Origin of the sequence: Streptomyces sp. NPDC001231 (assembly GCF_042896885.1) — a bacterium.
Lineage (GTDB): Bacteria > Actinomycetota > Actinomycetes > Streptomycetales > Streptomycetaceae > Streptomyces.
In genome coordinates this window covers 464430-476139 of sequence record NZ_JBIAXS010000001.1, presented here as the reverse complement: position 1 = coordinate 476139, position 11710 = coordinate 464430, and the positions used below count along the sequence as shown (strand labels likewise).

Here is an 11710-nt window from a genome sequence, read left to right as displayed (position 1 = left end):
GACCCCAAGAAGGGAACATTTCATGAAGAAGAGCGTTGCTGTCGTCACCGGCGCCCTCGTGGCCCTGGGCATGGCCGGCCCCGCCTTCGCCGACTCCGGGGCCACGGGTACCGCCACGAACTCCCCGGGCGTGCTCTCGGGCAACGTCATCCAGGTTCCCGTGCACGTTCCGGTCAACGCCTGCGGCAACACCGTCAACGTCATCGCGTTGCTGAACCCGACGTTCGGCAACGTCTGCGCCAACGGCTGACCGTCCGGCGCACCCAGCCGCACCGGCTGTGTCACGGCCGGCCTTGGACATCGATCTCCTGCCCAAGGCCGGCCTTCCCACTTCTTCAAGCCGCATCGACCGAGCGGCTGCAAGCAGGAAGACAACGAGATTGCGACAGACTCTGAGCAGGGGAGTGTTCGCGGCCGCCGCCGCGACGAGCATGCTGACCCTGTGCGGCAGCTCCGCCCTGGCCGACTCGCAGGCCGACGGTGTCGCCTCCGACTCGCCCGGCGTGCTGTCCGGGAACACCATCCAGGCACCGGTCTCGGTGCCGGTGAACGTCTGCGGCAACACCGTGGACGTGGTTGCGGTGCTCAACCCGGCGTTCGGCAACGGCTGCGCCAACGGCTCACCGGCGCCCCGGCCCGGGCCCGTCACGGTGCCGGAACCCGGTGTCACGCCGCCGACCGACGGCGGCTCCACGACTCCGCCTTCCCCAGCCACGCCGACGCCCACGCCGGCCGCCGAAACGCCGACCACGGGCACCCCGCCGCGCGTGGTGGACGAGCCGGTGGACGAGCCGGGCGAGTCGGTGGGCGAGCCGGTGGACGAGCCGGGCGAGCCGGTGGACGAGCCTCAGCGTGCCCAGACCCTGCCGGCTCCGGCGGCTTTCGAGCACGCCACGCCTGACGCGGCCCCGCAGCTGGCCGAGACCGGCACCGGCGCCCTGCTGGCGTCCTCGGCGGCAAGCGCGGCCCTGATCGCCGGCGGCGTGATCCTCTACCGCCGCGGCCGGGCGGCGACGCACCGCTAGGGCTGGATCGCCGGGCCGGCGAAGCGGCGCCCAACGGGTGCCGGACATGATGTCCGGCACCCGTTCCTGTCTTCCCTGCCGGCTGGCGTGCCCGTCTTGCCGACGTCCGTCGCGTGCGCGTCTGGCTGACTGCCGGTGGGCTCAGGGCTCTTCTTCCTGCCGGGCGTCGCGCTCGTCCTGCTGGCGGCCGGCGGGTTCGTCTTCCTGCTGGCCGGCGTGCGCGTCTTGCCGGCTGTCAGTGGGCTCAGGGCTCGTCTTTCTGGCGGCAGGCGGGTTCGCGCTTGTCCTCCTGAAGGCCGACGGGCTCGTCTGGCTGGGGCCGGCGGGTTCGTCTTCCTGCCAGCCGTCGCGTTCGTCTTGCCGACGGCCGCGCGCTCACCTGCCTGGCGTCCGGGCGCACTTGTCTTGCCGACGTCCGGAGCGGCCGCCCGCGGCCGGCCGGCCAACAGTTTCGGCCCGCGCCGGTCCTGGCCCGCCTCTGGCTCTGGTCGGCCCCCGGATTCCGACCGTTGCTGGTCCTGGCTTGCTTCCGGTCCTGGTTCGCTGCTGGCCGTGGCCTGCCCCCAGTCTCCGGCCGCTGCGGTCCCGGCCGGCCTCCGGTCCTGGTCTGCTGCTGGTCCTGGCTCGCTGCCGGTCCTGGCTCGCTGCTGGTCGTCGCCCGCCCCCAGTCCCCGGCCTGCTTCCGGTCCTGGGTCGGCGCCGACCCTGCCGCACCTCTGCCCCTGGCCGGCCCCCGACCGCTGCTGGTCCTGGTTCGCTGCTGGTCCTAGTCCGCTCCCGGTCGGCTGCCGCTCCCGGTCGGCCTCCGATCCTGGTCTGTTTCCGGTCCTGGTTCGCTGCTGGCTGTGGCCCGCCCCCAGTCCCCGGCCGCCCCAGTCCCCGGCCGCCCCAGTCCTCGGCCGCCCTCCGGTCCTGGCCGGTTTCCGGTCCTGGTTCGCCCCCGCCCCGGCCGGCACTCGGTCATGGCCCGCCCCCGCCCCGGTCCCGGCCTGCCGCCGGTCCTGACTCGCCCTCGGTTCTGGCCGGCTTTCGGTCCTGGTCCGCTCCCGGTCCTGGTTCGCTGCCGGCCGTGGCCCGCCCTCAGTCTCCGGCCGCCCCGGTCCCGGCCGGCTGCCGGTCCTGGTGCGCCCTCGGTCCTGGCCGGTTTCCGGTCCTGGTTCGCCCCCGCCCCCGGTCGGCACTCGGTCCTGGTCCGTCCCCGGAGTCGGGACGCGGACCGGCCCGCCGTGTTCGAGGAAACTTTTGAGATCACCCCTTTGGCGGCACAACTCGCGGGACTGCCACGCGTTGACACAACGCCGGGCATCCCCGCCCGGGTGTTTTTGCGTCAACCCAAGGAGCACTTCTCCATGTCGCGTATCGCCAAGGGCCTGGTCCTTACCTCCGTCGCCGCCGCGGCCGTCGCCGGTGGTGCCGGCATCGCCGCCGCCAGCAGCGGCGCGACCGGCGGCGCCGCCAACTCCCCGGGCGTGCTGTCGGGCAACGTCATCCAGGTTCCCGTGCACGTCCCGGTCAACGTCTGCGGCAACACCATCGACGTCATCGGCGTGCTGAACCCGACGTTCGGCAACGCCTGCGTCAACGGCTGACATCCGCGCGCGTTCCTCCGTCCGGCCGCCGCCCCCGGGTTCCTCCGTGGGACGGCGGCCGGACGCGTAGCAGATCCCTGTGTCGCAGATCCCGTATCAGAACGCGGCGAATTCGGGCCGCCGGGGTTTCCGGTCCGGCCGGGGCTCGTTGGGCAGGGCGACGCAATCCCCCGCGGTGACCGACGTCGCCGAAGAAAGGAACACGATGAAGTCCCTGAAGGCTGCCGCCGTCCTCGCCGGATCCCTTGCCCTCACCGCCGCCGCCGTGCCCGCGTTCGCCCAGAACGCCGCCGACCTCACGCCCAACAGCCTCAACGGCGCCGTGAACACACTCACCAAGGGCCCCGTCGACGTCATGCCGCTCCAGCACCAGTCCAACGCCCTCGACACCGAGAACCAGCACTCGCTGCTCCACACGGTGAACGGCGCCACCCAGACCCTGAACGCCCCCAAGCCGCTGCTCGGCGGCCTGGCGCTGCAGCGCTGAGCCGCGCGAGGCGTGAACTCGGCGCCACCGTACCGGCCGGACCCGTCGTACTACTGCGGCACTCGGGGGAATCCCGTGCTGTTGGTGGCGTCAGGATCGTTGGGCGGTACGGACGTCGAGCCCCGAACCCGGAAAGGGACCGTACCTGACATGAAGTCGACCACTCGAGGAACCCTCGCCGCCCTCATCACGGGCGTCGCCGCAGCCATGGGCGCGGCAGCGACCCCCGCCGCCGCGGCCGGCACGGTTCCCGTCCCCGTCCCGCTGGGCGGCGCGGAGGCGGCCCTCGGCACGGAACTGCCCGAGGTCGGCGGACAGCTGCCGATGCCCACGGCGGGCGTGCCGGAGCCCCCGCGCTTCGTCCAGGGACGGCTCCTGCCCGAGCGCGCCGTGCCACGGCTGCCGGTCGACAGCGGGCTGCCCGGCCTGGAGCTGCGCGCCCCGCTGGCCCACACCCTCGACGACGGCTTCGACCACGTCGGCGTCGGCCTGCCCGCCTCCGACGTGCGGACCCTGACCCCGGGCCTCGCCCTGGACGCCCCCCTGACCGCCCCGGACCCCGGCGAACTGCCCACCCTGAAGCAGCCGGAGCTGTCCGTCCTCGCCCCCGTACTGCGCACCGCCCCGGGAGCCGACCTGACGGCCGGTCCCGGCCTGTAGCGGCCACGCAGAGACGTCAGCCGTCCGACGTGGGCCGGCGTCCGCCGAGGCGCTCGGTGACCTGGGCGGCGGATTCGCGCACCGTCTCGCCCAGAACCGGGAGCCCTTCGGGGGAGACCCGGAACCGGGGCGCGGAGACCAGAACCGAGGCGACCGCCTCGCCTCGGTGGTCGAAGACCGGGGCGGCGACGCCCACTTCCTCGACCGAGGTCTCGCCGTAGTTGACGGCGTAGCCGCGCTCGGCGCTCTCCGCGAGGCGGAGCAGATAGGCGTCGACCGCGGCGTCGCTGAGCCCGGGGTGGACCACGGCCCCGCTGGTGACCAGGGCCCGTACGCGCTCGGAGGGCAGCCGGCCGAGGAACACCTGCACCGAGGAACTCGCCGCCGTCTGGTAGCGGGTCCCCAGCGGAGTGCTGTGCTTGACCTCGTGCCGGCTCGCCACCTGCTCCACGCAGACCGCCTCGGCGCCGTTCCACACCAGCAGCGCCGCGGTCTCCCCGGTGCGGTGGCTCAGTTCCTGGAGGACCGGATACGCCGCCCGGCGCACATCGAGGTCGGCCAGCAGCGGACCCGCCATCGCGATCACGCCGAGCCCCAGCCGGAACCGCCGGGAGCCCGGGTCGCGCTCGACCAGGCCGTCCTGCTCCAGCGTGGCGAGGATGCGGGACACGGTGGACTTGTGCAGTCCGACCCGGGTGGCGATCTCGGTGACGCCCAGCTCGGGCTCGTCGACGCTGAAGGTGCGCAGCACCCCGATGCCGTTGCGCAGCACGGTCATACCGCGCCCGGAGCCGGCCGCACCGTTGTCGGGGATCTCGTCCGTCGTATTGCCTGCCATGGTGCGCTCCATCATGCCCTTGCCGGAATGCCGACCGGGACACAGGGAGCAAAATGGAGGGGTGATCGCACAATCCCGTCGATCCCTCCGGCGCGGCGGGCGCGACAACTCGCCGACGCCGCCCACGGGGCGGCTGCGGTCACTGTTCAGGCCGCGCACCGTCGCGGGCCAGGTGTTCCTGCTGCAAGTGGTCATCGCGGTACTGATCGTCGCCGCCGCACTGGTCGCCCTCGTGCTCCAGGCCGGGGACGACAGCACCAAGGACGCCCGGGAACGCTCCCTGGGCATCGCCGAGACGCTGGCGTACGCGCCGGACACGCTGAAGGCCATGACCGGTCCCAACCCCACCAAGGTGCTTCAGCCCGTCGCGGAAAAGATCATGAAGGGGGCCGACGTCGACCTCGTCGTCATCTTCTCGAAGGACGGGATCCGCTACACCCACGCCAACCCGACCTTCATCGGCAAACCGGTCCTCGGCCCCCGCAAGCCGCCGCCCTCCCCCGTCACCCAGACCCTCCAGACCACCCAGGGACGCTCGGTGGTCTCGTACGTCCCCGTCACCAAGCCGGGCGGCGGGGCCGTCGGCACCGTCGCGGTCGCGATCACGGTCCAGAAGGTGGAGACCACGGCGGGCCGGCAGCTTCCCGTCCTGCTGGGGACGGCGGCCGGGGCGCTGGTCCTGGCCGCGGCCGGCACGGCGCTGGTGAGCCGGCGGCTGCTGCGCCAGACCCACGGCCTGGGACCGGCCGAGATGACCCGGATGTACGACCACCACGACGCCGTGCTGCACGCGGTGCGCGAGGGAGTGCTGATCGTCGGAGGCGACGGACAGCTGCTGCTCGCCAACGACGAGGCGCTGCGGCTGCTGGAACTGCCGCCGGACGCGGAGGGGCACAAGGTCACCGACCTGCCCCTGGACGCCGGAATCGCCGAACTGCTGACGTCGGAGCGCACGGCCAGCGACGAGGTCCACCTCACGGCCGACCGCCTCCTCGCGGTCAACAAGCGGCCCACCGCCCCGTACGGCGGGTACGAGGGGAGTGTGGTGACACTCAGGGACACCACGGAACTGCGGGCGCTGTCGGGACGCGCCGAGGTGGCGCGCGAGCGCCTGAAACTCCTCTACGACGCGGGCATGAAGATCGGCACCACCCTGGACGTGTCGCGCACCGCGCAGGAACTGGCGGACGTGGCCGTTCCCCGCTTCGCCGACGCCGTCACCGTCGAACTGGTCGAGGAGGTCCTGCGCGGCCAGGAGCCGACCGGGGCGATCAGCGAGATGCTCCGGGCCGCGGTGCGGGGCCGTCCCGGGCACCAGCCGCTGGTGGAGGTGGGCCGACGGCTCAGTTTCGCGCCCAGCTCGCCGCAGGCCCGGTGTGTGGAGAGCGGCCGAGGGGTGCTCGAGGCGGAGCTGACGGAAGCCCGGGAGTGGCGGGCGGCGGATCCCGATCGCGCGCGGCGCGTCCTGGAGCGCGGCATCCACTCCCTGATCGCGGTGCCGCTGCGCGCCCGCGGCACGGTACTGGGGGTGGTGGACTTCTGGCGCTGCCGGGAGGAGGCCTTCGACGCGGAGGACGTACCGTTCGCCGAGGAACTGGCCGCCCGGGCCGCCGTCGCCCTCGACAACGCCCGCCGCTACACCCGCGAGCACACCATGGCGGTCACCCTGCAACGCAGCCTGCTGCCCCGGCGCCTGCCCGAATACAGCGCCCTGGAGGTGGCCTACCGCTATCTGCCGGCCCGGGCGGGGGTGGGCGGGGACTGGTTCGACGTGATCGAACTGTCCGGTGCCCGGGTGGCCCTGGTGGTCGGCGACGTGGTGGGACACGGGCTGCACGCGGCGGCCACCATGGGACGGCTGCGCACCGCTGTGCACAACTTCTCCTCCCTGGACCTCGCCCCGGACGAGCTGTTGGCCCGCCTGGACGACCTGGTGGCCCGGCTCGACCGGGACGGCGCGGCCGGAGGCAGTGAGGAGGGGCTCGTGGGGGCCACCTGCCTGTACGCCGTCTACGACCCGTCCTCGGGCACCTGCTCCCTGGCCCGGGCCGGCCACCCGCCGCCCGCCCTCGTCCGCCCGGACGGCACCGTGGCCTTCCCCGACCTGCCCGCGGGACCGCCCCTGGGCCTGGGCGGCCTGCCCTTCGAGGCCACCGAACTGCGGCTGCTCGAGGGGAGCCAGATGGTCCTCTACACGGACGGGCTCGTCGAGGACCGCGAACGGGACATCGGCGCCGGCCTCGAACTCCTGCGTGCCGCACTGGCCCATCCCGACCGGCCCCCGGAGCAGACCTGCCAGGCGGTGCTCGACGCCCTTCCCCCGGACCACGCCATCGACGACATCGTGCTGCTGGCGGCCCGTACCCGCGTACTCGATCCCGATCTGGTCGCCGACTGGGACGTGCCGGCCGACCCCGCGGCCGTCTCCCGCGTCCGCGCCGACGTCGCCCGGCAGCTGAAGGACTGGGGCCTGGAGGACGCGAGCTTCACCACCGAACTCGTCCTCAGCGAACTGGTCACCAACGCCATCCGCTACGGCAGTGCCCCCATCCACGTCCGCCTGCTGCGCGACCGCAAGCTGATCTGCGAGGTCTCCGACGGCAGCAGCACCTCGCCCCACCTGCGGTACGCGGCGACGACGGACGAGGGCGGACGCGGTCTGTTCCTGGTCGCCCGGTACGCCGAGCGCTGGGGAACCCGGTACACCCCCACCGGCAAGGTCATCTGGACCGAGCAGCCCCTGCACGGCGGGGCGGGGTCGGCCGACGGCCCCGTGGGCGACGACCTGCTCGACCAGTGGGACGACGGGTCGCTGTGACACGTCCCTGACCGCCCGCTGCCCGCTTGGGCAAGGGCTTCTTGTCCGCGGGGATGTCCGCCCCACGGGCGGCACCGGCGCGCACACCCGCGGAATCAGCGCCTGACGCGCTTGCTGTCCAGTGGTGACCTGGTGTCCCGCTGTGCCGGGATGGCGGCGAGCGCTCGCACCGCCATACCCGCCCGGTGTCCGTCGGTGACCGCGCGCAGCGCGCGGGCCGCCTCGTTGAAGCGGACGGTGGACGGCGGATCGGACGGGCCCAGCAGGTGCTGCTTGAGCTCGGCGCGGGCCTCGGCGTGGGTGTCCTTCTCGGGGTGGCGCACGGACTCCAGCAGGGCCGGTACGGCGGAGGCGTCCGGAGCGAGGACGGCGCCTGCCCGAACAGTGGGGAAGGTGTCGCGGAACTCCTGCTCCGGAAGGCCGCTGGTGTTGGCGACGGCGTACGGCTTCTCGCTCGCCAGGTAGTCGGATATGACGCTGGAGACATCGCTGACCAGCAGGTCGGCCACGTTGAAGCAGGCGTAGACGGTCGGCCGCGCCTCGGTGATGATCCGGTGCTCCCACGCGGGGAACGAGGCCCAGTACGCGGTCTCCCAGGCGGTGGTCGCGGCTGCCACGGCCTCGGCCCGACCGGATTCCGGGACCGTCTGAAGCAGCATCCGCTCCGCGGTGTCCGCGCTCGCCCGGAACGAGGACGTGGTCAGCCGGTCGAGTTCGGCGGTCCGCCGGGCCAGTTCCGTCGCCGCGGAGGGCGCCGGCCGCTCATCGGAGTGTTCCGCGGCACGGAGAATGTTCGCGGCGCGGATCATTTCCTGGATCCGGGCGTTCGCCGTTGCCGCCCGGGGATCGACCGAGCCGGTCAGCGGGTGCGGCTTGTACAGGAGCCGGACCCCCGGGTCGGCCAGGAGGGCGCGGACGATGTTCTCGCCGGCCTCGATGACCGAGGTGTTGCCCGGGTTGCCGTCCCACCCCTCCCACGTGGGGGCGTAGAGAACCGTGGTGTACGGGCCCACGGGCGCACCGGCGTACGGTTCGATCGCGTCCAGCTGCGGGCGTCCGATCTCCACGACGTCGTCGTCGTCGACACCCACGTCGGCCAGGGCGTACCGCTCGCGCGCCGCGGGACCGGCCACCCACACCTCGTCGTACGCCTTCGCATACGGATTGCAGCTGGACAGCTTGTCGCTCTCGCCGTGGTTGACGAACGCGTGCTTGATGGTGGGGATGCGCAACACCTGCGAGGTCTTCCCGGAGTTCGACGGGTGGATCATCATCGTCAGGGTCGAGTGCTCCAGCCTCATCAGGTCGGCGACCTTCGGCAGACACACGATCGGGATGTCGGTGGACGCGATCTGGTTCACCATGAAGCGCTCACGCAGCACGATCAGCGGGCGGCCCTCCAGCCGGGCCAGCGGCTCCAGCCACATGTTCGCCTGATAGGCCGAGCTCGTACCGCCGGAGAAGTACATGCCCACCGTCGGCCGGTACTCCGCGAGCCAGGCGTCGAACCACTCCAGAGCCTGCTCGCTCGTCACCGGCCTGCGACCCGGGAGCAGCCGCAGCAGCAGTACGCCGATGGCCACCAGGGCGAGGGCGGCGGACAGGGCGATTCCCGCGACGGCCCACCAGGCCGAGCCTCCCACCGCGGTGGCCAGCAGTCCGGCGGCCGAGGGCAGACCGAACGCGAGGAGCCGCTGCCCGGAGCGCTGCGTCAGCAGCGCCGGGGGAGCGGGGCTCAGCAGCAGTGGCGAGGCGTCGATGTTCCGGGTCACCACGGGCAGGGTGCGGGTGCGGCGTACGAGGATCGCAAGCGCCTGGGATGCGAAATGCAGGGTGTAGAAGAGCAGCAGGCCGCAGACCAGAGCCAGGTATTTCGTCTCGTAGTCCTCGTTGCTGATGCGGATCAGGCCGGTCACCAGCAGAAGGTCCCGGAGGACTTGGCGCACGGTCACGGTCGCGTGCAGCTTCCCGAGGGCGGTGGTCACGTTCCGCTGCCACCGGTGCAGGGCCATGTCCGCCGCCAGCCCGACAGCGGTGGAGGCCACGAGCAGGGGAACGCTGGGGAGAAGGGCACCTACTGCCTGAGCGGCGAACGACAGGGCGAGCACTGCGGGCAGGAGGAGGCGCGCCGCGGCGGTGCGCGACCGAGCGGGCGGGGGCATTGCTGACAACTTCGGGGGCTCCAGGCCGATCACCATCCCTGAGCACGGACTTGCTGACTTGCGCGCTCAGATGACCGCGGGCCGGAAGCCGATGCGTACGGATGTTTTCCTTCAAATTTCAGCGGACTTTACCTACGTCACATCCTCGACTCCAGGGAGGGCAGGAGGATTTTGTTTGAAGGAACAGTGCATCGTTGTGCCCGATGTGACGTTCAAGCAACCGGGTGGATCTCCTCGCGAAATGCATGGCGTGGCTGTGCGAAGCGCGCCTGCGGTCAGGATTGATTGAAAGAGCGAGGACCAAAGGGCCGAGGGGTGGCGGGCCGGCGCCTCGGGTGCGCGCGCCGCTGAGCTGCGCTGACAGTCCGTGCTGTGCGGAATCCGGGTTCGTTTCTGTCTTCGAACCCGATGAGTCGCGGCTGTGGGGTGAATTTGCCGACGCTGTGACCAGTCTTTGTATTCCATGGGTGGATGGGACATTGAATACGCGGGATCTCACCACAAGTGAAGAGTTCGCATCGGGCACATGGGAGATCTGGGCCGTGATCGGATTTCGCCTCCGTCGCCTTTGTGTGGGGGAGAGCGGACCGGCGGTCGGCCGAGCGGTTTTGGTGCGAGTGAGCACGAGCATTCCGCCGGTCCTACTCGGCCCTCCATCCGTGAGGCGTCGAGCGAAAGGTGCCGTGGGCCTCAGCCGAAGGTGTCGGAGGGCGTCGGGTGCCCGGCGTCGGCCACGGGCCTGTCGTCGGATCCGGCGTCTTCGGGCGCCGGATCCGATGTCGGGTGACGGCGTTCGAGGAGGGTGAGGAGCGGGCCGGTCATGGCAGTGGTGACCAGGGCCATCACCACCATGATCGAGTACAGGTCCTGGTCGAGCAGGCCCAGTTGGCGGCCGACGGAGAGCATCACCAGCTCCGTCAGGCCGCGGGTGTTCATCAGGATGGCGAGCACGGCAGCCGAACGGGCCGGCAGGCGGCCGAGCCGTGCGGCGGCGTAGGTGCCGCCCGTCTTGCCCACCACCGCAATCACCAGGATCAGCACCAGCTCGAGCAACCCGTGGCCGTTCAGGCCGGTGAGGTCCACCGTGAGGCCGCTGAGCACGAAGAAGGCCGGCATCAGGAGGGAGGAGGACTGTTCCACGGTGTCGCGCAGCCGGTCGTACGCCGAGGGGGCGGAGCCGGAGGGCGCGGAGCCCGGGGACGCGGAGCCGGAGTTGCCGTGGTCGCGCGGGGCGACGAGGCCGAAGAGGAGCGCACCGAAGACGAGATGCGTTCCCATCGCCTCGGTGGCGGCAGCCGAGAGCAACGCGCCGACGATCAGCAGGAGCGGCCCGGGCCGCCAGGTGGTACGCGCGAGCAGCGGCCGTACCACCAACAGCATGAACAGCAGATACGGCACGAAGAGCAGGGCACCGGCCCCGCCGCCCGACACGGCCGCGGTGACGGCGGCGAGCCCGATCCAGGCCAGCACGTCCACCGCCGCGGCGGACGCCATGGCCACGGTACCCTCGCGGGTGGTGGCCAGGCCCCGGTCGACGAGGATCCGGGCCAGAACGGGCAGGGCGGTGACGGAGAGCGCGAGGGCGAGGAAGATGACGGCACCGGCCTGACCGCCGCCGGTCCGGTCGCCGGCGCCTTCCGGTACGAACAGCAGTCCAAGGCCGGTGCCGAGCAGGAACACGGGAGCCGTCGCACCGGCCGCGACGACTCCCGCCACTCTCAACTGGCCCCGCAGCGCTGCCGGTTGCAGGTGCAGGCCGACGCCGAACATGAAGAGGGCGAGCCCGATGTCGGCGACCGCGGTGAGCAGCGGGCGTACGTCATGGGGGAAGAGGAACTCGCCGACGGCGCCGTGGAGGACCGTGGGGCCCATCAGCACGCCGGCGGCGATCTCGCCGACCACGGGTGGCTGCCGCAGCCGGACGGCGACCCGTCCGGCGATCCGGGACAGCAGCACGGCGGCGGCGAGTCCCACTAACAGGTGCACAAGGTCAGGGTTGGTGCCCATGGCATCCTCCGGCTCTCGGGAAGAGGGAACGGCCCGCCCACCCATGGGAGGGGCGGGGCGAAGGACCGGCATCGAGGGCAGGGCAGGGGCCTGGTGGTTCGCCGCCGGGCCCCTGCCTCCTGCC

9 protein-coding genes are annotated in these 11710 nt (G+C 72.1%); 6 read left to right on the top strand and 3 right to left on the bottom strand.

The window, feature by feature from the left end; translation table 11 throughout:
• Window positions 1-22: 22 nt before the first annotated feature.
• The 5 genes from ACFY3J_RS02100 to ACFY3J_RS02080 all read left to right on the top strand — a co-directional run bounded on the left by ACFY3J_RS02100 (window position 23) and on the right by ACFY3J_RS02080 (window position 3761).
• On the top strand, window positions 23-250 hold the full coding sequence (locus tag ACFY3J_RS02100; RefSeq protein WP_384172763.1) for a chaplin: 228 nt from the start codon (window positions 23-25) through the stop codon (window positions 248-250).
• Window positions 251-380: 130 nt separating this feature from the next.
• On the top strand, window positions 381-1025 hold the full coding sequence (locus ACFY3J_RS02095; RefSeq protein ID WP_384172766.1) for a chaplin: 645 nt from the start codon (window positions 381-383) through the stop codon (window positions 1023-1025).
• Between the two features lie 1349 nt (window positions 1026-2374).
• Entirely contained in the window at window positions 2375-2614 is a 240-nt protein-coding gene (locus ACFY3J_RS02090; RefSeq protein ID WP_384172769.1) for a chaplin, read from the top strand.
• Window positions 2615-2819: 205 nt separating this feature from the next.
• Window positions 2820-3101: a hypothetical protein gene (locus tag ACFY3J_RS02085; protein WP_390839881.1), complete on the top strand. Its 282-nt coding sequence runs from the start codon at window positions 2820-2822 to the stop codon at window positions 3099-3101.
• Window positions 3102-3251: 150 nt separating this feature from the next.
• The gene (locus ACFY3J_RS02080) at window positions 3252-3761 is read left to right on the top strand and encodes a hypothetical protein (protein WP_384172775.1); all 510 of its coding nucleotides are present in this window, start codon (window positions 3252-3254) and stop codon (window positions 3759-3761) included.
• Between the two features lie 16 nt (window positions 3762-3777).
• Here the strand turns inward: ACFY3J_RS02080 and ACFY3J_RS02075 are convergent, their stop codons facing one another.
• Window positions 3778-4599, bottom strand: coding sequence for an IclR family transcriptional regulator (locus ACFY3J_RS02075; RefSeq protein ID WP_384172778.1), 822 nt, complete (start codon window positions 4597-4599; stop codon window positions 3778-3780).
• Window positions 4600-4612: 13 nt separating this feature from the next.
• Here ACFY3J_RS02075 and ACFY3J_RS02070 point away from each other — a divergent pair, with 13 nt between their 5' ends.
• On the top strand, window positions 4613-7417 hold the full coding sequence (locus tag ACFY3J_RS02070; RefSeq protein WP_390839995.1) for a SpoIIE family protein phosphatase: 2805 nt from the start codon (window positions 4613-4615) through the stop codon (window positions 7415-7417).
• Between the two features lie 95 nt (window positions 7418-7512).
• On the opposite strand, the gene ACFY3J_RS02065 is transcribed toward ACFY3J_RS02070, so the two are convergent.
• The gene (locus ACFY3J_RS02065; protein ID WP_390839879.1) at window positions 7513-9579 is read right to left on the bottom strand and encodes a hypothetical protein; all 2067 of its coding nucleotides are present in this window, start codon (window positions 9577-9579) and stop codon (window positions 7513-7515) included.
• A 690-nt stretch (window positions 9580-10269) separates the two neighbouring features.
• Window positions 10270-11586 (bottom strand): cation:proton antiporter, encoded by a 1317-nt coding sequence (locus ACFY3J_RS02060; protein WP_384172784.1) that lies wholly within the window; start codon window positions 11584-11586, stop codon window positions 10270-10272.
• Window positions 11587-11710: the final 124 nt, after the last annotated feature.